The following is a 24,547-nucleotide window of genomic DNA, read 5'->3' as shown; positions in this document are numbered from 1 at the left end:
AAATTTGGCTTCCTTTACAAAATGTAAACTTATGTTTAAACTAACATGCTTGCCTCTGCTGTTTATCATCAGCCTGCTTGGCTTTTCCTGTTCTAAAACCCAGGAGAAAAAAGAGCTTCCCAATCTTCTCCCCAATTCAAAACTCGAGATCAGCCAGGTTACCCAAATGGACTTAAATGTTTTTCAGCTTTCCTATTCCGTTGACCTTAGTAAAAGCGGATCACTGAATTCCTACGGCCTGATTTTAGAACCCTCCGATGATGCAAATGCCGGCAGAAAAGTGCTTATTCTTGGTAAAGATGCCGCAGCCAATATTTCTGACAAAACAATTATTGATGGTCTGAAAGGAAATACAAGTTATTCAGTAAAACTATTTGTCAATAATGGAAAGGACTCTGCTTTTAGCATGGAAGAAATCATAAAAACAGATAGTCTTAAAATTGATTACCCTGCCGGCTCCGCAAACTACAGCTATTGCAGTCCGTCAGAATTTAATGCCATCCGCATCAATTCAAAAGGGAATAATAAACCAGAGGTGCGGGTATGGATTGATACAACGGAGTGTAAGGTTACCGGGCGACAGGAAAACACGATATTCTTTAAAATCCCGGAGACCATTGCTTCAGGCAGCAGAAGAATTAAAATTTCAAGTCTGGGGCTCGAAACAAATGATTTTTGTTATATCTATTTTGGAAAATGGTTTCCCCTGGGTGCTTATGAAGTTCAGGTAAATCCCAATACAAATGCAGACAATAATATACAAAGCTTTTCCGCCGTTCCATTTAAAGGGAAAGGCTACCTCATCGGTGGCGCCTATTCGCAATGGTATCTTGGCGCCTCTGGCGAAACTGTAAGTTTTAATGAGATCAGAGAATATAATCCCGCAACAAATGAATGGAAATTTATTGCCCCTAAGCACGCTATGAAACTCACCACTCCACTTGCTCAGCCCGTGGGCGACCGGCTTTTGGTGATCAGCGGCGCTTATGACGACCCGGATCTACCGCCCCAGCTTTTTAAGCCAAGGTCACCGCTGGCGAATGTATTGGAATACGATTTTGCAAATAACGATTGGTTCAAACGGGATTCCATTCCGGAAGGCGTCCGCAGTCAAACCTATGCCTTCCAATATAATGGTTTCATATATTTTGGCACGGGAACCTCGGGAAAAGATATTTACACTTCCGATGGATATTACACCCAGTATTTCAGAAATCAATTCTGGAAATATAACACCGCCAATGGTCAATGGACGCGACTAAAGGATTTTCCCGGCCGAAGCCGGACGCAGGCCGGAAGTTTTGTTATCGGCAATAAAGCCTATATGGCCGGCGGCTGGCTGGAAAGCACTTATGACAGTTACTTATTTACAAATGAGATCTGGGAATACGATATTCCAAATGACTCCTGGAGACTGATCAGATCTCCCGGGCCCGGGGCCGGCCCTTATCCCTTTACCAGTTCGACCTGCTTTAGTTACAACGGCAAAGGATATATCTTCGACTGTTGGGAACGGTTTGCCGGGGGAGTGGGTTACGGTTATACCAGGGTTAAAAACTGGGAGTTCGATCCGGCCACGGAAAAGCTCCGGGAAGTTGTTTCCCCGTTGTATGATGTATCCGGAGGCATGCTTTATTCCAATAACAATGAATTCATTTTTGCAGGAAAGGGTGTTAACGGAGTTGGAGACACGTACACAAAAACGGTTACCAAATTAGTATTAAAGTAAAAGAAAAACAACCCCCATCTCAATCGTCATCCAACTATCGAATCAGGTTTCCGTCATAAGACGGACAAAGAATCGTATCATTTAAACACCGGCCCATCGTCCCACTAGTCGCCCTTGTCACACATACTGGTGGGATTCGCGGGACTAATTGGACAAGCAAGAAAGCCACCGCTACCCCAACACAGGAAAACACAAATTGATTCCTAAATGTTTTTTTTCCGGGTATCTTTCAATATCTTTTTTGCGTCGCCGTCCAGCTTTCGTTTCAGTTTGGCAATGTCTTCCGCCACTGGCAATGTTTCCGGTTGTACACCCCGCTCGTTTAGCATGTCCCTTACCGCTTTATTATTGTCTACATGTTCCTTTGAGATATTTGCTGGCTGCCTTTCAGGTCTTTTTCCACTACGTTATGACTGGTTAGCTCCGTAGCAAAATCCTTGGCTTTGATGGTAAGCGTAGGCAAAAAATCTGCTCATCCACCCCGCGTTCGTAAATAATGCCCGACAGCTTTTTCTCCGATTTGGTCAGTTTTTCACGGGCCGATACCCTTGCTACTTCCAACAGGCGCTGCTCAATAATTTCCTGCTTGCGGGTTTGCACTGCAAAATAAGTTTGAGCAAAAGCAATGGCCGGTTTGGCCGGATCGCCATTTTGCGCTACCAGGTAGCAGGCATAGCGTGTAAGCGCAATATCCTGAACAAGACGCTGCGCTCCCTTAGCCAATTCGATCATTTTCGTGACATCACGAAAATGATCGGTCACCGCTTCCCCGGCGGCTTCGCAGGATTTACGTGCTTTATCCAGCGCATTAGAAAAGTTTTCCCAGCGGCTATAGCCCAAAATGGGTTGCAGCTCCCGGGCGCTCCAGCATTCCACGCCTTTTACTTCATAGCAGGCGGCTTCAAATTTTTGTAATAATTCGGTGATCAATTCTTTTTTCATGGTTATACATTTTGGGTTAAGTTAAAAATAAAGTTTAACGAATATAGGGGGCAATCTACTTTATAAAAACCAACCCCAATCCTAACCGTCATTCCGAACGCAGCGAAGCGGAGGGAGGAATCTTATCCTTTAAACACCAGCTCATCTCCCGCAAGTCGCCTTTGTCACATATATTAGTGGGACTTGTGGGACTAGCAGGACCGGCAAAAAGCCACCGTTACCCCCAACATTGAAAAAAATACAAATTAATTCCTAAATATTTTTTGGCCGGGCTGAAGTGCATATCGTAGCATCGTTGCATCGCACACTTCAGCGGTGGAATATGGAGGAGCAACGCCCTACTCCGTCATCCACGGGGGTACATGTTTTTGTCATCCCAACCGAGCCCTCCTCAGCAGGTGAGCGGAGGGCTCTCTCTGATATCTTGTTCCAGCATTTTATACCCTTACGGCTTCCCGTAAAAAATCAAGAGATAAAATCCAAAACTTCGCGCCAAATAAATTATTGATGCTATGCTTAAACAACTATTGACTATTACTGCACTTCTTATCACTACAATAATTTCTTATGGACAAGAAGTAAAAAAAGAGGGCGAAACATTTAAAACGAAAATGGATGCTTTTGCCTCAAAAACAGGAAGCCTCATGCGATTTGTAGATACCAAATTACCCAACATGAAAACTTCTTATATTGGAGCAGAAACAAGAATTCGCAAAATTTCCAGAGGTTCTATAAATGGGTATTTTTACCAGATTGTAAAGAAAGGCCAATACAGCAATACCACTGCCTCAATTGAATATAGCGATTTGATTGAAGTTTTAAAAGCAGTAAAGGCACTAAAAGCAGAGGTTGGTAATGACATTGCAGCCAACCCTGATTATATGGAAAACAAATTTGTAACGGATGATGGTTTTCAGGTAGGTTATTATGTAGAGAAGGGAAAAGCCAAATGGTACATTACCTTAGAAAAATATGGCTCAGATAACACTTTGTTCATTGACAATGCCGATATAATTGACGAAGCATTTACAGCGGCAAAGAATAAAATTGATGAGTTAAAGATTATAAAATGACCTCTCGAATACAACATTTAAGTATATATCAGTTTTGATCTAGATATTCAAGTAATTCTTCTATTTGTCTATCTACAGAAGGGCTATTTTCCAACTTATTTGTTAAAGCATCAATGATTTCAATATTTTTCCCGTCTAAAATAGAAAAATAAATAGATGCAACGTCCTTAATTCTTGACTCTTTAGGTAAAAACCTCAATGCTGATGCTGCGACATATTGTTGATCTGAATCGAAAGATAGCCATCTTCTCTTCAACTGTTCGCATGCTAAACCCGTTGTGTTTGAACCTCCAAATATGTCAATAACCAAATCATTTTCATCAGTCAACATTTTTATAAAAAATTCAGGAAGCTGAATTGGGAATCTGGCAGGATGGCTCTTTATTTTCAGATTTTTACAATGACTTAGATAGCTACTATTAGATTCTGCATTCGCAATCTGTAATAAGTTGGGAGGAATTGCCCCCCCATTATCTTTACCAAAACTTCCTCCAATATCATGACCTGAAGGGCGCACTTTAGGGGTATAAAATCCTTCAGGGTTTTCTATCAACTTTTTCATCCTGTCGCTATAGGGAGTTAAAACCTTTGTGACATCTGATTTTGGGTAGGGCGTTTTGCTAAACCACCACACATTGTTCACAGCATCCTTAACCCGGATCTTTCTTTTATTCACCCATTCAATAGGACTCGGCAGCTTTGAGGGATTATACCAATAAAAATCTTCCGCCAGATAAAATCCCAAATGATCGCAAAAATGTATGGGTACTCTAAAATTGTACAAGCTTCTGGAAGGAATACCAGGCATATATGCGCCCCCAATATCTACAACAAAAGAACCGGTATCTTTCAATTTGGCATATACAACCCTGGCAAATTGAGCAAGCCAGTTCACATAGGCTTCCTGACTTTCATTCCCGTATTCTTTCTTCCGCAAAAGGGCAAATGGGGGACTTGTGACAACCAGGTCTACTGAATTATCCTGTAAATCATCCAGCGCTAAAAGAGCATCTCTGCAAAATGCCTCCCCGTATTTTGTTTTATAACCTGCCATATTATATCTAGTTAACCAAAGTAAGCAAACTTAACCAATTCCGAATATACTCGGCAAATTATTAGTCAAAAGAATTATTTTTGTAATAAAGACAAAATTAGATGAACGAACCAAATGCTTACCAGGAAATATTGGCAAAAAATATTGCTTTTTTGAGAAGACGACTTGGTTTCTCACAACAAAACTTAGCAGATCTTGCAGAAATAGACAGAACTTATATTGGATATATTGAGAACGCCAAATACAATATTACCGTTGAAAAAGCCGCTTCGCTTGCCCAGGCGCTAAATGTTACACTTTTTGATTTATTAGATCCGAATCTTATTACTATATACACCGCCAGCAAAAATGAAGAACTTATCGCTCTTAACATGATTTTGCCGCAGATCCGCAGATTCCAAACACTTGCAGAAGCAAATGGAATTAACGATATATTCCAGGATAATGGCGGAAAACTGTTACAGGTTCTTCTCCACACCGGTTTAAAAATTTTACCGGGGAGGGAAGGCAATGATGCGGTGGATGATGCAGGAAATGAATATGAACTAAAATCAGTAAACATTCGGCTAACCAAAAGCTTTTCTACGCATCACCACATGAATCCAACCATAATCAAAAAATACAGGAAAGTTGACTGGATTTTCGCGGTCTATGAAGGCATCGAATTACTTGAGATTTATAAGTTAAAACCAGCGCATCTTGAACCTTACTATGTTGCCTGGGAGAAGAAATGGAGCGCCGATGGTGATAAGGATATTAATAATCCCAAAATTCCATTAAAATATGTGCGTCTGCATGGCATAAGACTTTTGTAGATGCGGGCTTAAAAAGCTTTCTTTAAAATGTGTCCTGCCGCTGCATACTTCAATAATTTCGCCGGGTTTTAATCTAATAGCTATAAAACTCTGCTGGGCGGCAATGTAGTTGCCGATTTTGGGGTAAAGCCAAAATCCCAGTTGGCCATTGTTCCCGCGCAGGGGCATGTAAGCCTTATGGAACAAACAACAACTATTTTAAGTTATCTCAACAGTTTTTTAAAATAACGGGAGGGGGTTTTTATGGGGCACGCTGAGGTACATTTCCCAATATGACCATTTTCGTGAAAGCACGAAAATGGTCATAGATCGCTGTTCGCCCCTCCCCATCCTGAGGCAAATTACTTTTCTCTCTTGGGTTTTAATTGTTTTGGTTTAGCCGCCGTTTCCAGTTTTTTAATGCTAGCGGCCGTGGGCAGGTTTTCGGGCATGGTTCCTCCAAGCTCTCTAATAGTTTGGCGTACTTTTTTGCCTACCTCCAAATGAGTTTGGTTGGCCTTTGGCTTACCTTGTATGTTTTCCTTTCGCAATTTTTCTTCTGTTTGCGTGGCACGAAACAAATTGGCAGCCAGTTCGATACTTCCCATATGGTCAAGTATTTGCTGGCTTTTCGCAAGCCCTTTTCTTTTATGTATGCCTTTAGCATCAAGCCCGCCGTACAAACCCATATACCCATGATTTTGGAAAATGGCATAGTCAAGAGAAGTTATTACCCCGGCATTTTTGGCGGCAGCTGCTAAATGGATATTGTGCTTAGCCATTTCATTACGCAGAAAAAGCCTTTTTTCATCTTCGGAGCTAAGGCGGTTATAGGCTTCCATCTGCGTTATTTCCTGCAATCTTGTTTGCACGGCAAAATAACTTTGTCCAAGTGCTACTACTTCTTTGGACGGATCTGCATTTTGTACAATTAAATAACAGGCATAGCGGGATAGTTTATAGCTTGAGTAAGTTTGTTTTGCTCCCTGCCCGGCAATTAACACCTCGTTGGTTTCAACGATGTGTTCTAAAGGGTTATGCCCACTGTTTTTACAGGCCTCCCAGGCCTTTTCAATTACACCGGAAAAATTTCTAAAATCAGTATAATCAAGTGCTTTGGCAAGTTGCCTTGCCATCCAAAATTCATTGCCGTTTTCATCGGTGTGCTTAATTTGTTCAAACACAGATAATGCTTGTTGTGTTATGTCTTTTTTCATGGTTATACATTTTAGGTAAAGTTAAAAATAAAGTTTAACGAATACAGGAGGTAATCTACTTTATAAAAACCAACCCCAATCCTAACCGTCATTCCGAACGCAGCAAAGCGGAGAGAGGAATCTTATCCTTTAAACACCAGCTCATCGTCCTACAGGTTGCCATTGTCGCACATAGCCCTGGTGGGGCTCGCGGGACTAACTGGACAAGCAGAAGCCATCGCTACCCCAACACAGGAAAATATAAATTGATTCCTAAATATTTTTTGGCCGGGCTGAAGTGCTTATGGCAGCAGTCTTGGAGCCTGTCCCGCTGAAGGCGGGATCGCACTCTTCAGCAGTGGAATATGAAGGGGCTGCATTTTAATTATCTATAACCTCATTATATTAATAAATGATTAGCAATTCTTAAGGGCATCAATTAAAAGTTCATCCTCTATCCCCAGTCAACAGCGTGTTCCCATACTTGCAGCACTTTCCCCGTCAACACATCAATCAGGTACGTTTCTATATTGGGCGTTTCATCGCCCTCCTTGGGTATTTTATACTCGCTTTTTACCAGCCATACAATCCTGCCTTTTACAAAATCCCGCAAGTCATTTGATAGCTCGTATTTTTTAAATTCTTCATTCGAAATACGCGCTTCATACCAACCCAGCGAAACTTCATAATGATTCAACGGTCGCTTTATTTTTAATTGTTGGGCTATTTCAAGGGCTTTATAAGATGTAATAGCTTCAAACCGTTCAATGCCGCGCATATCAAACAATCCTTCTGGAACAAACCCAGACATTAATGTGCCATTTTTATGAATGTAAAACTTTATTTCCACCGAATCCCCTTTAAACGATGGGTGTTTAAAATAATACCGGAAGCAAAACATTTCCGGCTCAAAAGACAGCGGCTTGTCAAATTCGCTCGAAGTGCCTCCCCCCGGAGTTTTCAGTGTCCGATAATAGCTTCTGGCTGAATCCTTACTAATAAATGGCAACATGGCATCCATGTAGTAAAGCCGCACAATACTATCCGCTATAACACTATAGCGGTCATATGCCTTCTTATTAAAAACATGCAGCGTGTCCTTTTGTGCATAAACACAGTTACCGGCTGCCACAAAAATGCAAAGCAATACATAAAGCAATCTTCTCATAATGACGCTATTATTTAGTATAACTTCTCCTCAAAACAATACTCTAGCTATTCATCCCTCTTCGTCTTATACTTAGGCCGGTCTTCCGCCGCAATCAGCAAGCCCGGCTCAATGATTGGCTCCTGGATTGCCGGCACACCCAGGCGGCGTTTCAGGTAATCTCTTAGTTCCGGATCTGTACAATACACATAGCAGCCCTTCATGCCGCGAGTCATCAGTACGCGATACGTATTTTTAATAATTGCCCGCAACAATTCCTGGGTGGCTTCCGGGTTTTCCTTCATTAACTTTTTATACCCGAAAATTGATTTATCATCTTTTGAGCGTTTGGCAGGATTTACCATCACCACTCCGTTCCGGCAGATAAGGTCATCGCCAATAATAACGCCCACATAATCCACCTCCAACCCCTGGCAGGTATGTATACAACCCACCTCGTTTACAGAGTTAGGGTCAATAATCCATTTAGAACCGTAAGTGCTCAGGTTCCACTGCATTTGAAAATCATATTCCGGAAAAACAATATCGTTGGCCAGTGGTACTTTTTTGCTCTTCCAGTCCCAACAGTAGCCCGCAACCAGTCTTGCTTTGTTATTTATTGTATTCTTTTCAAAAATAAGATCGCGCAGTGCGCTGGGGCTGTCCAGCACTTTAAACTCAAAATCAAACCCGGCCGCATCCAATGTATCATTAGCTGTATCTCTTTTTTGCAGCACATCATCCAGCCAGGCCAGGTAGCCGTCGGACCCATTACAGCGAAACTGCGATGCCAGCTGCGTTTTATGCACCCTGGCTCCCGCTTCCAGCGCAAATTGTTCTATACGGTCTGTTGTTCCATAATCATCAATATGTACCCGCTGGTCGCCATCTATAAAAAACACACAAAAGACAGCAGTGTTAATAATCTCCCTTATCTGGTTATCGCCCTGTTTTAAAAAACCCGTTTTCTCCGTAAGGCGGTGCGCTTCATCCACAATAAGGGCGGCCATAGCATTTTCAGGAGACCGCATAAAGGAGCCCGAGCCTACAAACAGGTTCCTTAATTCTGCCATACGCCGCACATCCTGCAACTTGTCAAAGTACACCTCCCGCGGAGCGCTGGTTTTGGTAACATACTGCGTCATTTGTCCCCGTTTATTCAGCTCCACCAAAAGATTAATGGCCACTACAGATTTACCGGTGCCCGGCCCACCCTCCACAATCAGCACGTTCTTGTTTTTAGGATTGGAATGTTTGGCCAGGTGCAACGCCTGCTCGTACACCACTTTTTGATCATCGATCATGATAAATTCCTTATTCCCTTTCATGATAGACTTCAGGCTATCTGCAAGGCTTTTGGAAGGACGTATTTTACCATTATCAATACGGGCGATGATGTTGGTGGTGTCGCCATACTTCATAAAGCGCTTTATAAAAGCACGCAACTCCAGCGCATCCGGCTTCAGGAATACCGGGGCCTTTTCAATATAATAGTTGTAAAACCCGTTGGTGATAACATCATCCGGCATATAGTTATGCAGGTAAGCACAGGGTTGCAGGTTAATGTGTTCTTCCTCTACTGTGGCATTAAAGGATTGCAGCAGCGCCGCATAAGACCACGCCTGATAGGAGGGGTGGCTGGTGCTGGTTACACCACCACGAAAGCGGGTTTCTATAATGCCGTCCTGGTCTGTAAGCCACGCTTCAGACCACTGTTTCAATTCTATTACTATTACATTTTCCCGTTTCCCGTCTGTACCGGATATTATAAAATCCACCCGTTTACAGGTTTGGGGTATATGGTATTCTACTGATATGCCGCAGTTCTCCGGTATGTCCTTATCATGCAGCACCCTATCCATATAAGCCAGGGAGTTTTTAAAAGCGTCCAGTTCGCTGCGGCCTATTTCTTTACCCGTTTTTTGGCGTATTTGCCCGGCAATGATGGTATCAATGGTGTTGGTAAGCACATCATTACTAAAATCCTCCTTGGTACGCTGGTATACAATCATGCAGTTCGGGTTTTTATAAAGGCGCTATAGTTCGTTATACTTTTTAGCAGTGCCTTTGGCTTTATCCACCGGGTACTTTTTATCGTTGGCGGCTATCTTTTCCAACAATATTTCTTTTATATCAAAGCCGTATTTATTAGCAAGCAAAAAAGCAAAGGCCAGCACATCTGCCAGCTCCTCCTTTACCTTATCTCTGTTAGCTGCCTCCGGATCTTTCCAAAGGAATAACTCCAGCAGTTCCCCCGCCTCCACGTTGATGGCCAGGGCCAGGTCCTTGGGATTGTGAAACTGGTCCCAATCCCGTGCATCTCTAAAAGCTAAAAGGTGCTGCATTACGATGTCAATATCTTGCATAACAGCCTCAAATTAGCAAATTCCAAAGATAAAACCTTGCAAAAGAGGTATTGCATAGAATCTAACGCTTACGCCCGGGCCGCGCAGAAATGTTTTGTATCCCGATCGAGCCCATCTCGGCGTGTGAGCGAAGGTATCTCTCCGGTATCGCATCTGGAAAAGTTTTCCTTACGGTTTTCCATAATAAGGGGTTCTTGCAAGAAAATATATTTGCATAAAAGCCAAGTGGGAGAATTTTCATTAGCTTAAAAAATGAGTATATTAGCAACAGCAACTGACGCTTAGAGATTCACCAATTGAAAAACAAAAATACAAAAAGACGGTTGCGGAATAAGATAGTTCAATTGCTTTTAATAATCGATGAGTAAGATAATTTTCATAGGAGGAATCCATGGGACTGGGAAAAGCACAATCAGTCAAATGATTTGTGCCGAATTTGATTTTGAATATTTATTAGCAAGTTCGCTATTAAAATGGGCAGAGATAAATACAGATCCAAAAAACAAGAAGGTAAAAGATGTTACTGACACACAAGACCGACTAATATTGGGATTGAATGATAAAATTCAAAAGGACGTGACGTATTTGCTAGATGGACATTTCTGTTTATTAAATAACAGCGGAAAAATTATGCAAGTGCCCATTCTAACATTTCAAACAATTAACCCTGCGGTTTTAATTGTTGTTCATGATAAAATTGATAAAATTAAATTGAGACTCGAAAAAAGAGACGGGCGGTTATATGATGCCGATCTTTTACATACCATGCAGGAGGCAGAAATTACTCATGCAACAAATTTGTCCCAAGAATTAAAAATACCGCTGATCAAAACCGATGATGCGTTCGTAATTATTAATAAACTGCAAGAAATATTTAAGCCATGAAAGTGCTACTTGATACAAATATTATTATCCATAGAGAGGCAAATAAAGTTATCAACCCCGCTATTGGTCAGCTCTTTAATTGGTTGGACAAGCTGAAGTATGACAAATATATTCATCCACTGACTTTATCTGAATTAAATAAGCATCAAGATCAGAAAGTAGTGAAGACAATGAATGTTAAAGTTGAGAGTTATAATCAATTAAAACACCAGGCACCATTAAGTGCTGCAATCAAAGCAGCGAGCAAACAAATTGATACAACCAAAAATGATATTAATGATACCCAAATTCTCAATGAGGTATATGAAAATCGGGTTGATCTGTTAATTTCGGAAGATAAAAAAATACATGCTAAAGCTAAGCTATTAGGAATAAGTGAAAAAGTCTTTAGGATTCAGGATTTCCTGGAAAAATCAACCGCTGAGAATCCTAACTTAATTACGCATAAAGTATTAGCGGTTAAAAAGGTCGACTTTGCTGAAGTTGATCTCACCGATACATTTTTTGATAGCTTTAGGAATGACTACCAAGAGTTTGACAAATGGTTTAATAGCAAATCCGAAGATCCCTGTTATGTTTGTTATAGTGATGGTCAGTTAACAGCATTCCTTTTCATAAAAATTGAAAATATTGGTGAAAACTATTCTAATATTTTGCCCGTACTTACGCCTAAAAAGAGATTAAAAATAGGTACTTTAAAAGTTACAGGAAATGGCTATAAAATTGGTGAACGATTTCTTAAGACAATTTTTGACAATGCCCTTCTTTTTAAAGTAGAGGAAATCTACGTTACTGTTTTTAATAAAAGACCGGAGCAGGAACAATTAATAGAAATGCTTGAAGAATGGGGTTTTTACAAGCATGGAATCAAAACTACCGCCAACGGAGAAGAATTGGTTTACGTTCGTCCATTTAGTAAAACGCTTCCTCCCAATATTGAAAATCCAAAACTAACTTTCCCGTTTTTTTCAAGACAAACCAATAAATATTTAATAAAAATAGAGGCCCAGTATCATACTGAGCTATTTCCAGATAGCATCAATACGAGGGAAGATAAAACAAAATATACCGAAAATGAACCACATAGGAATAGAATAAGTAAAGTTTATATTTCCCATTCACCCGATAGAAATCTTAAACCGGGAGATATTGTATTAATCTATCGTATTGGCGAAACTTCTCCTAAAAAATATTCAAGTACAGTAACTACAATCTGTATAGTAGAAAGTATAAAATCCGACTTCAAGGACTTCAATGATTTTTACAATAGTTGTAATAGGCGAACAATGATTTCAAAAGAAGATCTGGAAGCCAAATGGTGGAACAAGTTTCCTAAATATAAACCCTTCATCATTAATTTTCTATATGCGCATTCTCTGCCTACTCCCAAGCCCACATTAAACGATCTAATTAAACTGAAAATATTTCCGGATCCAACGAGTGTGCCAACGGGGTTTGTAAAACTAACTGACGAGCAGTTTAATGTTTTAATTAAATTTGCTTATTCTAAGAAATGAAACAATGAAAGTAGTATTATCTATAAAGCCCGAATTTGCATATAAAATTTTTGAAGGAACAAAGAAATTTGAATTTAGGAAAGCGATTTTTAAGAATGAAAATATTAAATCAGTAATCGTTTACGCTTCTTCACCTGTTCAAAAAGTGATAGGTGAATTTGAGATAGATAAGGTACTTAAATATGACCTTGATACGCTTTGGAACTTAACCCAAGAGCATTCAGGCATTAGTGAAGAATTCTATTACGAATACTTTGCAAATAAGAACGAAGGGTTTGCAATAAAAATAAAAAAAACCAAAAAATATAAAAAGCCAAAGTGTTTAAGAGAAGATTTCAATTTAGTGCCACCACAGTCTTTTGCGTATTGGACAGGTAGGTAAAATTGTCAATATAATCTTGGATGGTTCTTAATTTTTACTCCACTCAGAGCAGGTCAAAATGTCAACTTTTAAACTCTAATGCATATCGTAGTCAAAAAGTACTTTAGCTATTTGAGCACTTTGGTCTTTGTTAACATTTTCTGATAATTTATACTTCTCTGTGAATTCATTTAACCAATGAAACAACTGTTTCATAAACTCCACCGACTGTTCCTTATTATACTCTATATACTTTTCTCTTTTTATATCGTTGGTTGACTTTACATATAAATCAACTGAACATACATGCAAAACGCGAAGTCCTGCTAAACGCTGAATATTGAAATTCATATTTAAAAAGTATCCCCAATATTTAAAAACAGGGATCACTTTTTTAACCCATGACCTAATTTCCGGTATTTCATATACTTCTCTTAAATCATAATTATATCCATCAATTAAGAATGATATTTTTCCTCTCGCTTTTTTAATCATATCATCATTAATGGTTAATCGTTCTAGCAATTCTACAAACCCCGAAACATCGCCATTTTCTATTTCAGCTTTACTAACATTTAAAAGCACTAGCGAGCTATCTTTTATTTTCCGATTCACCTCCCATTGATATTCAATTTGAGACATGTAATCTATTACGTCCCCCGCTAACTCCCGAATGCTCTCTTTTGCTGAAATATCAAGAATATTTTCTTTTGGTATCGTTAATGACCAACCAAGCCCTATTTTATCGGTTTTGTTGATATCAAACTCTGCCCAATAGGCTTGTTGCTGGCCAAGATCGACAATTATAATCAGTATTGGGAAATCACAATTTAAAAAGTAATTAAGATGCTTATGTTCTCCTGTATATTTCCATCCAGTTGAAGTTTGATTTTTAAAATAGCTTTCACCCGTTTTTATTTGCACACCAAGATATTTCCCTGTGACACTGTTATCGGTTCCAATAATATCAAAATAACCATCAATACCAAAATCGTCTTCAACATGAGTAGGTCTAAAAATCCATTCATATTGATCTTCAACAATAGATCTCACGAATGTTACTCCTCTATCACCTTTTCGTCTATTAGAGCTGTAGATGGGAAAATGATTTGTTGACATACGCTTAACTAATAAAAATGTTTTGGTTTTAAAAAGCTTTCAAAATATACTTTAGCAAATAATACTTGATAAAACTATCTTACTTCCACCAGCTTTACCCCCTCACACACATATTCCAACAATTCAATTGGCTTTACATCAATTGCCAGTGCAATGAGGTATAATTCATCAGCTCTAAGTTTAGTTGTATCATTCAAAGTAAGCTGGTTAACACGGGCTTTACTTAAACCTGTTCTTCTGGCAACCTCAGATTTGTTGACCGATTTAGCGGCTAAATATTCTCCTAACTTGGTCATTTAGTTTTCTTTATAATCTGAAAAGTAAAAAAGTTTAAAAAAAGAAGTAAAAAATTTGGAAGAATGAGTTTAAATAATATATATTTGGATAGAAATTCTATCCAATTGATCAATATCTATGTTTAATAATTCATCATAAATAAGGTCATACACTACATAAGGTAAAGCGTATTTGCTGTTATTCTCGTACTGAAAACTACGACCTTTCAAGACGGCGAGATGATAGGGTAAATCGCTCACGTTTCCTTACTATATTTAAGGCACAAGCGTGGGCGTTCTTATTTCGTCGTCAGGGTGTCGTAGCCCTTCAGTACGGTAAGGACCAACCCACGCTTCTTTTTGTGGGTGGCCCAATGAAACCGTCACTCCGAACGCAGCGCAGCGGAGAGAGGAATCTCGCCCTTATAGCAGTGAAACTAAGTTGCAGTACGTTTTTGTAGCAGGGGATCTCTCCTCGTCGGGCGGAGCCCTCCTCGTTCGAGATGACGCGTTCTTATTGTAGAATTGGTTGGGCAGGGCCCGACTCGTTCGGGATGACGCATTCTTATTGAAGAATTGCCTGGGCAAAGCCTCCCTGGCTGTATAACATGCGCGTTTTAATACACTCACCTAAAATAAACACACATGAAAAAACACAAAAACAAAGACCCGTTCCAAACCCTGGGCTGGTGCTATACCACCGTTACCGATCCCCGCCAGGTTTTTGCAGAATGCTTTAATTATGCCAACATCCACTCCTACCGCAGCACCATCCGCCAGGTGCTGTTTGCCGCCGCCAGCCCAAAAGTTTGCCACAAACAGGATCCGGCTTTAATACTAAGCAAATTCAAAGTCATTACTTCCGTGCTGCTGGCCGCCCGCCAGCTAACCCGGCAAAAGGAAACCGGCGCTTTAAAAATAGCGTGGGATCAGTTTACGGATAAACGCCTCTATGCCCGCCCGCTCTCCCTTTGCCCCGAATGGGAATACCTCCCTAAAACGCTAACACCAGCAGAATACCGGAACCCCTACCTTGTTTTTCATCGTTTTTTTAATTATCAAAAACCGGAACAATGGCAGCAGGATATGGACACTATTGTGGAGTATGCCCTGGCCAGCAATACGGATAGTTGTGACCTGGATCTGCTCCGGAGGTATTTTCACCTGACCAAGCTGCTGGAAGCTGCCCACCTTATTGATGTACGGGAGGTAACACATGTGGATGGCCAGTTGAAACCGGCGCTAATAGAGTTTTAGTATTCTCCTTTTAAATTTAACCACATAGGCACATAGAATTTAACAGCAAGGAAAGAAAACATAAAAACACATACACTATGTTCCCCGCGATGGCGGGGAGTCTATGCTGCATTTGGCGCTATGATTTCTATTGTATCTATGTGGTTTAAAAATAAAATATTCACCTTTTAAAAATAAAACCATGAAAAATTATATCAGTCAGCTCAATGGCAAAGAACAAAACGCCCTGCATTGCATTAAAAAATTAATTGCCGCACAACTGAACGCCCTCATCATTTATTGTTATGGTTGTACAACCTGCGTAACCGCCACGCGAAGCGCCTTTGTAAAAAAGCAACCGGCGGAGGAGCGCCGCTTTACCTGCAACCTGCTCATCATCACCCCAAGCGCCATAGTGGTGGATGAAGAAAAGCGCGCGGAAATACAGGAAATGATCGCGCATTTTGGAACGGCAAATATGGTCATTCACCCCCTGGGTTTTGTATTGCGTCAGCTAAACGAAGGCAACCTGTTTTTTAGCTGGGTACATAAAAACGGCATGTTGCTGTACGACCGTAACAATAGCACCCACCTGTTGTCCGCTCCTATTGACACCGCCTACCGCCAACAGGCGGAAGCTTTCTTTACCAATGATCCGACTATGATTCATTACCTGGATGTAAAACTGCAACCGATTATAAAACCGGAGCCAAAGAAGGAAGCCGTTGCCGCCCCTCAACCGGTTGAAATAAGAGTCGTAGTGGATACAGGAAAATGAGGAAAGAAAAATAAGGAATAAAAAACGCTATTCTGAGTTTTTGATTTATGAAGCAAAAATCAATAAGACGGCAATAAACAATTATCAATTTATTTATTGCCCAACCTTTTGTCTGTCGCCACAAAAGGTTGCCAAAAAGGCTCGGTCAAACGAATGGCTCCGCCCGTCTGACCGCCCACGCACATGTACATTCGCTATGAAAAGTTATAGCAAAGCCTCAATGATAGGGCAGGTCGCACACTCCGCTTCCTGATTGTTGCACAAACATTACGGTGCTGATTTTTTACGGGTCCGATTTGTTTACGAACAATAATTTGCTGCGTAAAAAAGAGGCACACCGAAAATTGCTGATGGCAGTAGTTACTGTTCCGTTCAGAAATGGCCAGACCAAAGCATTCGCCGATGAAACGAAAATATGCCGCACCAGAAAATTTTGTTAGAAGGCGGTCCGCAAAACAGCAAAAGGGAAAATCAAGCGGAATGGCGTTCCGCTTTGGGCGGAACAAAGCCTGAAGCGTAGATTTTTCCGTTCCTGCCGTCCGGGATAAAGCATCCCTCCCTCCAAGGCTTCAGGCAGGATTTGCCTTTTTGCGGACGAGTCCCGAAAGCTTTCGGGATTGCTCCACTTTTTTATCGACTGAAAAAAGTGGAAAAAGAAAAGAGGAAAGGAACAGTTGTATAGATAACCAAGGACTATCCCTTAAATCTTCTATCCCGGTAAATTGATAACAGCACTGACGCCGAAGTGTCCGATCACCCTTTCGGCTATGTTCAACAAACACGTTCGGCCCTTTCAGGGCCGCTCCCTCTATGTATCTGTACCCCTGGCTGCGCCAGGGGCTATGTACATTATGCCCTTCGGGCACTCTCAGGATGGATAGGGTATGGTCGATTCGTCACGACCTAAATTCTGAATCAAATTATTTTAATTATTCTCAAAAGACGTGTCCACACGATAGGCCTTCGGCGGGACAGGCTCCAAGCAAAGCTGATAGCAGCATTGACGCCGAAGTGTGCGATCCCGCTTTCGGCGGGACAGGCTCCAAGTAAAGCTGATAGAAGTGCAAAAGCCGGCTACCTAATAATCGAATCACTGAAATAAAAAAACCTATGAGGCCGCCGGTCAGGCAAACCCATAGGTTTATCTATGAAAAGATTAAGCCAGATCAAACCGGTCCAGGTTCATCACCTTAGCCCAGGCCGCTACAAAATCGTTTACAAATTTATCCGCGCTATCCGCGCTTCCATATACTTCAGCAACGGCCCGCAGTTCTGCATTGGAACCAAAAACCAGGTCCGCACGGGTGGCGGTCCATTTTGTGGCGCCGGTGGTGCGGTCGCTGCCTTCAAACAGCTCCCGACTGCCATTGGAAGCTTTCCAGGCCGTACGCATATCCAGCAGGTTCACAAAGAAATCGTTGGTCAGTTGCCCCGGACGTTGCGTGAAAACACCGTGTTTGGAACCATCCCAGGTAGCACCCAGCGCGCGCATGCCACCCACCAGCACGGTTAGCTCCGGTACGGTAAGGGTCAGCAGTTGCGCTTTATCGATCAGCAAGGCTTCTGTAGGTACAACAGATGCTCCCTTGCGGTAATTACGGAAACCATCGGCAGGCGTTTCCAGGTAGGCAACGGAGTCCACGTCGGTTTGTTCCTGTGTGGCGTCCATGCGACCGGGAGTAAACGAAACACTCACGGCGTGGCCTGCATCTTTTGCTGCTTTTTCAACAGCCGCGGCACCGGCTAGTACAATAAGATCTGCCAGCGATACTTTTTTAGCACCTACTTGTTCTCCGTTAAAATCTTTTTGAATGCCTTCCAGCACAGCTAATACTTTTTGCAATTGCGCCGGATTATTTACCTCCCAGTCTTTTTGCGGCGCCAGGCGGATGCGCGCTCCATTAGCACCACCACGTTTATCACCACCCCGGAAGGAGGAAGCAGAAGCCCAGGCCGTAGTTACCAACTCGGCTATGCTGAGACCAGAGGCTAATACCTTTGCCTTTAATTCAGCGATATCATTGCTATCGATCAGTACGTGATCCACAGCAGGGATCGGGTCTTCCCAAATAAATTCTTCGGCAGGCACTTCTGCACCCAGGTAGCGCGCACGCGGGCCCATATCCCGATGGGTGAGCTTGAACCAGGCTTTTGCAAAAGCATCGGCAAAGGCATCGGGGTTTTCTAAAAAGTGTTTGGATATTTTTCCATACTCGGGATCAAACCGCAGGGACAGATCCGTTGTAAGCATGGTTGGTTTATGTTTCTTAGCGGAGTCAAAAGCATCCGGAGTGATCGCGTCCGCATCCTTCGCCACCCACTGGTGCGCGCCGGCAGGGCTTTTGGTCAGCTCCCATTCAAAACCAAAAAGGGTTTCAAAGAAATTGTTATCCCACTGTGTAGGCGTTTGCGTCCAGGTAACTTCCAGTCCGCTGCCTATAGCATCGGCACCTTTGCCGGAACCAAAACTGCTGCTCCAGCCCAGGCCTTGCTCTTCAATACCGGCCTCTTCGGGTACTTTGCCCACATGGGTGGCAGGTGCCGCGCCATGCGTTTTACCAAAAGTATGCCCGCCGGCAATCAGCGCCACGGTTTCTTCATCATTCATGGCCATGCGGCCAAACGTATCGCGGATGTCTTTTGCGGCAGCAATGGGATCAGGGTTGCCGTCCGGCCCTTCAGGGTTTACATATATCAATCCCATCTGCACCGCAGCCAGCGGTTTTTCCAGATGGCGGGAATGCGTACCGTTTGTGTCCTTATCATCTGCAATTACGACACCGCCGTTCTTTTCCACACCGGGGTCACCGCCGTGCGCATAGCGGATGTCGCCGCCCAGCCAGGTGGTTTCCGAGCCCCAGTACACATCTTCATCGGGCTCCCACACATCTTCCCGTCCGCCGGCGAACCCAAGGGTTTTAAAACCCATTGATTCCAGCGCCACATTGCCGGTAAGCACCAGCAGGTCGGCCCAGGATAATTTGTTGCCATATTTTTGTTTGATGGGCCATAACAGTCGACGGGCCTTGTCGAGGCTCACATTATCGGGCCAGCTATTCAGCGGTGCGAAACGCTGCTGCCCGGTACCTGCCCCCCCGCGGCCATCCCCCACACGGTAGGTTCCGGCGCTGTGCCAGGCCATACGGATAAATAAGCCTCCATAATGCCCGAAATCCGCCGGCCACCAGTCTTGCGAATCGGTCATCAGCGCTTCCAGGTCTTTCTTCACGGCGGCCAGGTCCAAACTTTCAAAAGCTGCCTTATAATTAAAGTCTTTATCCATAGGGTTAGACTTTGCCGCATGCTGGCGCAGGATGCTTACTTTCAGCTGGTTGGGCCACCAATCCCGGTTGCGGGTACCGCCACCGCCTACGTTCTCTTTTATTGTACCGTTATGAAACGGGCATTTGCTAATGTCTTTAGAATCGTTCTCCATTTTTATTTTTTTTGATTGAGGATTAACTTAAACTACTATTGCCGCAAACAATAAACCAAACTTAGAACATTTACCTGATAAATTATATCGATATAATTTATGTTATTATAGATGGAAGCTATTAGGATTGGTTGGATACCGATAGACACGAGGCTCCGATGGAGCCCTGATCTTCTGCGTTCAACCTACTATAAACACATTGCTCCTGACGGAGCAAAACAACTTCTTGACTTATTAACATTTCCCAATGAGCCGATCGGTTAATGTATTTTGAGGAAATATGCTATTTTTGATAGTATCAAATGATAGTATCAAAAAATGAAACCTCCATACGATATAACCCCTCGCATATTGGTACTTATTGCATCCATATCCGAGAAAGTTGGGGCCGTAAACGCACAATACCTGGTACCGGCGAATCCCACCCTCAGAAAACAAAACCAGATCAAAACCATCCACGCCTCCTTGCACATTGAGGGAAATACTTTATCTGAAGACCAGGTAACAGCCTTGCTGGAAAACAAACGGGTGATCGGTCCGAAAAAAGACGTTGCAGAAGTAATGAATGCACTATCTGTTTACCAAAAGCTTCAGATCCTCTCCTATTCTTCAGAAAAAGATTTTCTTAAAGCACATCGATTATTGATGAAGGGATTGATCACAAACGCAGGGAACTATCGTACAAAAGGTGTAGGCATTGTAAAAGGATCGCAGATAACACATGTAGCTCCTCCGGGAGAACGCGTTCCGGGACTAATGAAGGAACTGTTTAAATATCTGAAAGACCCGTCAGAATTGGTTTTTATCAAAAGCTGTGTATTTCATTATGAAATGGAATTTATTCATCCGTTTGCTGATGGCAATGGCAGAATGGGGCGTTTATGGCAAACACTCATCTTAATGAATAGCTTCCCGGTATTCCAGTTTCTTCCTTTTGAAACCCTTATTGCAAAAAACCAGGAAGCATATTACCGGTCGCTTGCTGTTTCCGATAAAGAAGGGAAATCGACCCGTTTTATCGAATACCTGTTACAGATCATTGACAAAGCCCTGGACGACCTGCTTAAAACTGCCTCAAAGCGACTAACCGGCGGGCAACGAATGCAGCTTTTCCTCGAACAGCTAACAGGAACTTTTTCCCGCAAGGATTATATGCAGCACTTTAAAGAGTTGTCGTCTGCTTCTGCAAGCAGGGACCTGAAGGCGTCAGTGGAGCAAGGCCTGCTTCAAAAATGGGGTGATAAAAAACTGACCAAGTATAAGAAAATGCCATAAAATATTTTGCGGCGAACGCGCGATTAGGTCATGGCGCTATTCGTGCATTCGTTGCGCCCTAAAACAGATAATCATTTAATCCTTTATATGCACACGTGTTTCTCCTTCCTCCTTCAGGCCAGGGCGCAGGTGGAGCGAATCTAAAATATGATTCACTAATGCATTCTGTTGCTCTTTTGTGAGTCGCTCCGCGGGAAAGCTTTGCTCATAATCCACTTTTTTAAACCCGTTCTCCCATCGCTCCGCTTTAACGATTAGTTGATCGCCGTGCCTTGATACGGAAATCTTTGTATCATTATTATGTATGCAGGAAACCATTAGAACGGCTATAATCAGCGATAGTATATATTTCATAAAGTAAATTTTACTCAAATTTATAAGCCACGTCCGTCAACTGTTTATAAATGGGATGTATGTACAGAAAAATGGGATCAAGACTGAATTTTAAAAATGCGGCAATACAAAATTTCATTTTTTTTACCGAGTATTGCAACAATCCATAATCGCATTATGACAATAAAAGAGAACAGCATACAATTGCGCAAGGTTTCAACAGCTGATGTAGACGCAATCTGGTCCATCTTACAACAGGCTATTGAAAAAAGAAAGGTTGAAGGAAGCACGCAATGGCAGGATGGGTACCCTAATCCTACGGTTATTAACCGCGATATTGAAAATGGATGGAGCTATGTGTGCATGGATGAGCAAGATAATATCATTGCCTATGTTGCATTGATCTTTGACATAGAACCGGCTTATGAAGCCATACAGGGTAAATGGCTTACAGATGGCCCTTATGCCGTTATTCACCGGCTGGCAGTTTCACAGGAACGCAAAATAAAAGGGCTGGCTACCGAAATTATGATGGCGGCAGAAAACATCTGTTTACAACAAGGTGTGCCCAGTATTAAAGTAGATACCAATTTTGACAATACTGCCATGTTGCGAATATTGGAAAAGCTGGGGTATACCTATTGCGGAGAAGTATTTTTCCGCGCTGCGGCGCGAAAGGCTTATGAGAAAATACTCAACGTCTGATCATTCTCTAAAGATTCCACCAATAATTAAATTTCAATACTACAGCTCGATTGCGAACGGAGAAGGGCTCGGGCAAATAGTTATCACTATACACCAGGAAGAAATCTGACGCCGGTCTGTACCGCCATTGAAAACGGGTATTAAGATTGATATTCTTCGTTTGCTGGTTGTATTGCATAAACGCTGTGAAGAAAATTTTATTCGTCATGGTTACATCTATCCTGGGTCCGATGAGCCAGAAGTATGTTTGATTCCAGGGGGCCGGCATATCCAGTTTATTATAGCTGGCCTTAATATTAATGCCCACGTATGGCTGAAAGCGATAACCCAGTTCTCCTGAAATAGTAGTTCGTTTGCCGTTTGCATAATAACCGCCAAACCGGGCAGATAATGAATAGGTAAATAATTGTTGCGGCCGTGAAAAATAATCGGCCCCGTAAACAACCCAGTTATGCTGCGAACCTTTTGCCAATGAATCTTTGCCTGAATTGGTGGGATCAAAAGGAGTTAATAATTGTACAAAATCATGAGCGACTAAAATATCGGCCGTGCTCTGATCGCGAAAGTTGAAATTGTATTGAAAGGTGTATTCGTCATCGGTACGATGCATCGATTCATTAAAATAAGCAGATGCAATCACCTTTGGCCCGTGACTTATGAACTTGCCTGCTTTTGGAAAGAATAAATAGCCTGCCTGCGGGTACATGCGGAAATAGCTCCTGCGAGGTACATAGCCTACTTCCGCATTGTAATTATTGCCCACATATTCCTGCTGCCAAAGCAACAGCCACTTACGGGTTAAGTACTGAAGATTGGCAGCGTGCACCCAATCTTTTTTATTGGGTCCGTCGTTAAACGATTTTAAAAACAACAACTTGCCGGTCCATTGGTTGTTGGCAGATGCCAGATTATATTCCAAGCCTGCGTTACGATTGTATAATGAATAAACCGGTTTGCTGGAATCCGCTCCGGGAGTGTAGTTGAGGGATTGCTTATTAACAAAAATGAACCCGATATTGGACCGGGCAAATACGCGTCGCTGCAACGCTATAACGCCAAAATTCTGCGCCGGCAACCCTGTTTCCGCTACGCTGCCCGTTTGCATATCCATGAAACCGATGCGCCAGTCTTTATTGAGTTTACCGCTTAGTCGTGCCCCGAAACGAATCGGGGCATTCAAACCAATACGTCGTGAAAAGAAAGGCCGTATATTGGCATATCCAAAGTTGGCAAAAAGGTCTGCGTTCTCTAAAAAGAATTGCCTTTTTTCGGGAAAGAATAATTCATACCTGTCCAGATTAACGATCTGCTGATCCACATCTGTCTGGGAAAAATCGGGATTTACGGTCAGGTCCAGATTTAAAGAAGAGGTCACCGCAATTTTCACATCGCCGCCGATATTCTTTTTATATTCCGTTGGTTGCTTCTTTTCATAATTTTTGGAAATACCGCCGAGTGCATAGGGAATAATGGAGACATTGGAGCCGGCAGTTGGCGGCGGTTCGTCCCACACTAACGTGCCGGTGTAAGCAAGCGATGCCGTAGGGAATTGCCGGGGCACCGGCGCCCAGCTCGATTTTTCAGCAGCAGTAATATCCAGGCGGCTAAAATTAATGCCCCATTCGGTAATCCCTTTTTTATAACGAATCGATTTAAAGGGGATGGCTGCTTCGAACACCCATTTATCCGGATAATTTTTTACAACAGATGTCCATTTGTTATCCCAGCTCAGATCCACCTTCCCGCCTTCATACATGGTACCATCCCACTGCGCGCCCGCCGCATTGGCACCGAAGGAAAAGCCGTTGGTCTGATCATCAAAAGGATCCATAAACAATAGAAAATTATCGTTCTTGAGAAAACTGAAATCGCGCCGCAGCGATTCTACCATGTATTTATGCCCATCATGATAACAGGTTGCCATAAGATAGAGATTCTCATTGTCATAGGTCATGCGCACTTCAGTACGCACGTTTGCATGGCTGGTATCCATGGGCAATACCATAAAAAAATTACCCGCCACGTCGGCCTGCTTCCATCCCTCCTCATCCATAACACCATCAATGGTTATGGGCGAAGAACTACGATGTAGGTGCAGCGTGTAATTACTGTTCTTTTTTTGAGCATATGAACTTATTGCCAAAAGCAATAAGCAGGGCAAAATAAATATTCGCAAGATCGTTGGTTTTCCTGGTCGTAAAAATAAAGGATCGTGCTTGTTCTGTCAAATTTATAAAACGAACAGGAAGATTGTCTACCTTAGAGCTGGTTAAAAAATTGCAGTTCCCGCAGATCGCGCAGATTATCGCAGATCAAGTAAGAATAC

Annotated in this window: 22 protein-coding genes; 10 read left to right on the top strand and 12 right to left on the bottom strand. The window is 42.3% G+C overall.

What is annotated here, in order from left to right; all coding sequences use genetic code 11:
• The first annotated feature begins 49 nt into the window (after positions 1 to 49).
• Positions 50 to 1,729: a Kelch repeat-containing protein gene (locus NIASO_RS16210; RefSeq protein ID WP_168128495.1), complete on the top strand. Its 1,680-nt coding sequence runs from the start codon at positions 50 to 52 to the stop codon at positions 1,727 to 1,729.
• Positions 1,730 to 1,932: 203 nt separating this feature from the next.
• Here NIASO_RS16210 and NIASO_RS20565 read toward each other — a convergent pair whose 3' ends face one another.
• Entirely contained in the window at positions 1,933 to 2,058 is a 126-nt protein-coding gene (locus NIASO_RS20565; protein ID WP_008587650.1) for a hypothetical protein, read from the bottom strand.
• A gap of 88 nt (positions 2,059 to 2,146) precedes the next feature.
• Positions 2,147 to 2,671 carry a BRO family protein gene (locus NIASO_RS16205; RefSeq protein WP_008587648.1) on the bottom strand — a complete coding sequence of 175 codons (525 nt, stop codon included), beginning with the start codon at positions 2,669 to 2,671 and terminating at the stop codon, positions 2,147 to 2,149.
• A 512-nt stretch (positions 2,672 to 3,183) separates the two neighbouring features.
• Between NIASO_RS16205 and NIASO_RS16200 the strand changes: the two genes are divergently transcribed.
• Entirely contained in the window at positions 3,184 to 3,744 is a 561-nt protein-coding gene (locus NIASO_RS16200) for a hypothetical protein (protein WP_008587646.1), read from the top strand.
• Positions 3,745 to 3,772: 28 nt separating this feature from the next.
• Here the strand turns inward: NIASO_RS16200 and NIASO_RS16195 are convergent, their stop codons facing one another.
• Entirely contained in the window at positions 3,773 to 4,798 is a 1,026-nt protein-coding gene (locus NIASO_RS16195) for a DNA-methyltransferase (RefSeq protein WP_008587645.1), read from the bottom strand.
• Positions 4,799 to 4,899: 101 nt separating this feature from the next.
• Here NIASO_RS16195 and NIASO_RS16190 point away from each other — a divergent pair, with 101 nt between their 5' ends.
• Positions 4,900 to 5,613, top strand: a complete 714-nt coding sequence (locus NIASO_RS16190) for a helix-turn-helix domain-containing protein (protein WP_008587643.1) — start codon at positions 4,900 to 4,902, stop codon at positions 5,611 to 5,613.
• A 341-nt stretch (positions 5,614 to 5,954) separates the two neighbouring features.
• Here the strand turns inward: NIASO_RS16190 and dinD are convergent, their stop codons facing one another.
• The 4 genes from dinD to NIASO_RS16165 all read right to left on the bottom strand — a co-directional run bounded on the left by dinD (position 5,955) and on the right by NIASO_RS16165 (position 10,301).
• Positions 5,955 to 6,809 carry a DNA damage-inducible protein D gene (gene dinD / locus NIASO_RS16180; RefSeq protein ID WP_008587638.1) on the bottom strand — a complete coding sequence of 285 codons (855 nt, stop codon included), beginning with the start codon at positions 6,807 to 6,809 and terminating at the stop codon, positions 5,955 to 5,957.
• 433 nt (positions 6,810 to 7,242) lie between these two features.
• Positions 7,243 to 7,956 (bottom strand): hypothetical protein, encoded by a 714-nt coding sequence (locus tag NIASO_RS16175; protein WP_008587636.1) that lies wholly within the window; start codon positions 7,954 to 7,956, stop codon positions 7,243 to 7,245.
• 47 nt (positions 7,957 to 8,003) lie between these two features.
• A complete protein-coding gene (locus NIASO_RS16170; RefSeq protein WP_008587633.1) occupies positions 8,004 to 9,947 on the bottom strand; it encodes a DUF2075 domain-containing protein in 1,944 nt (647 codons plus the stop codon).
• 24 nt (positions 9,948 to 9,971) lie between these two features.
• On the bottom strand, positions 9,972 to 10,301 hold the full coding sequence (locus NIASO_RS16165; protein ID WP_008587632.1) for a nucleotide pyrophosphohydrolase: 330 nt from the start codon (positions 10,299 to 10,301) through the stop codon (positions 9,972 to 9,974).
• Positions 10,302 to 10,661: 360 nt separating this feature from the next.
• Between NIASO_RS16165 and NIASO_RS16160 the strand changes: the two genes are divergently transcribed.
• From NIASO_RS16160 to NIASO_RS16150, 3 genes are read left to right on the top strand one after another with little or no spacing between them, the layout of a single operon-like run.
• On the top strand, positions 10,662 to 11,186 hold the full coding sequence (locus tag NIASO_RS16160; protein WP_008587630.1) for an ATP-binding protein: 525 nt from the start codon (positions 10,662 to 10,664) through the stop codon (positions 11,184 to 11,186).
• A complete protein-coding gene (locus NIASO_RS16155) occupies positions 11,183 to 12,703 on the top strand; it encodes a PIN domain-containing protein (RefSeq protein WP_008587628.1) in 1,521 nt (506 codons plus the stop codon). The genes NIASO_RS16160 and NIASO_RS16155 overlap by 4 nt, the downstream gene beginning before the upstream one ends.
• A 4-nt stretch (positions 12,704 to 12,707) precedes the next feature.
• Complete coding sequence (locus NIASO_RS16150) at positions 12,708 to 13,085, top strand: ASCH domain-containing protein (protein WP_008587627.1); 378 nt, start codon at positions 12,708 to 12,710, stop codon at positions 13,083 to 13,085.
• A gap of 75 nt (positions 13,086 to 13,160) precedes the next feature.
• Here the strand turns inward: NIASO_RS16150 and NIASO_RS19775 are convergent, their stop codons facing one another.
• Both NIASO_RS19775 and NIASO_RS16140 read right to left on the bottom strand, forming a co-directional pair.
• Entirely contained in the window at positions 13,161 to 14,183 is a 1,023-nt protein-coding gene (locus tag NIASO_RS19775) for a DUF4365 domain-containing protein (RefSeq protein ID WP_008587625.1), read from the bottom strand.
• 74 nt (positions 14,184 to 14,257) lie between these two features.
• A complete protein-coding gene (locus tag NIASO_RS16140) occupies positions 14,258 to 14,479 on the bottom strand; it encodes a helix-turn-helix domain-containing protein (RefSeq protein ID WP_008587624.1) in 222 nt (73 codons plus the stop codon).
• A gap of 624 nt (positions 14,480 to 15,103) precedes the next feature.
• On the opposite strand from NIASO_RS16140, the gene NIASO_RS16135 reads away from it, so the two are divergent.
• Positions 15,104 to 15,715: a hypothetical protein gene (locus NIASO_RS16135; RefSeq protein ID WP_008587622.1), complete on the top strand. Its 612-nt coding sequence runs from the start codon at positions 15,104 to 15,106 to the stop codon at positions 15,713 to 15,715.
• A gap of 181 nt (positions 15,716 to 15,896) precedes the next feature.
• Positions 15,897 to 16,472, top strand: coding sequence for a hypothetical protein (locus NIASO_RS16130; protein WP_008587620.1), 576 nt, complete (start codon positions 15,897 to 15,899; stop codon positions 16,470 to 16,472).
• Between the two features lie 1,156 nt (positions 16,473 to 17,628).
• Here the strand turns inward: NIASO_RS16130 and katG are convergent.
• On the bottom strand, positions 17,629 to 19,908 hold the full coding sequence (gene katG / locus NIASO_RS16125) for a catalase/peroxidase HPI (protein WP_008587618.1): 2,280 nt from the start codon (positions 19,906 to 19,908) through the stop codon (positions 17,629 to 17,631).
• A 318-nt stretch (positions 19,909 to 20,226) separates the two neighbouring features.
• On the opposite strand from katG, the gene NIASO_RS16120 reads away from it, so the two are divergent.
• Positions 20,227 to 21,183, top strand: coding sequence for a Fic family protein (locus NIASO_RS16120; RefSeq protein WP_008587616.1), 957 nt, complete (start codon positions 20,227 to 20,229; stop codon positions 21,181 to 21,183).
• A gap of 75 nt (positions 21,184 to 21,258) precedes the next feature.
• Here NIASO_RS16120 and NIASO_RS16115 read toward each other — a convergent pair whose 3' ends face one another.
• Positions 21,259 to 21,537: a hypothetical protein gene (locus NIASO_RS16115; RefSeq protein WP_008587614.1), complete on the bottom strand. Its 279-nt coding sequence runs from the start codon at positions 21,535 to 21,537 to the stop codon at positions 21,259 to 21,261.
• A gap of 156 nt (positions 21,538 to 21,693) precedes the next feature.
• On the opposite strand from NIASO_RS16115, the gene NIASO_RS16110 reads away from it, so the two are divergent.
• Complete coding sequence (locus NIASO_RS16110) at positions 21,694 to 22,221, top strand: GNAT family N-acetyltransferase (RefSeq protein WP_008587612.1); 528 nt, start codon at positions 21,694 to 21,696, stop codon at positions 22,219 to 22,221.
• A gap of 7 nt (positions 22,222 to 22,228) precedes the next feature.
• On the opposite strand, the gene NIASO_RS16105 is transcribed toward NIASO_RS16110, so the two are convergent.
• Positions 22,229 to 24,364, bottom strand: a complete 2,136-nt coding sequence (locus NIASO_RS16105) for a DUF5916 domain-containing protein (RefSeq protein ID WP_245605195.1) — start codon at positions 24,362 to 24,364, stop codon at positions 22,229 to 22,231.
• Positions 24,365 to 24,547 lie beyond the last annotated feature (183 nt).

It is taken from the genome of Niabella soli DSM 19437 (assembly GCF_000243115.2).
GTDB lineage: Bacteria > Bacteroidota > Bacteroidia > Chitinophagales > Chitinophagaceae > Niabella > Niabella soli.
Note: the sequence above shows the minus strand (reverse complement) of the source record. Positions and strands in the feature narration are given on the sequence as shown.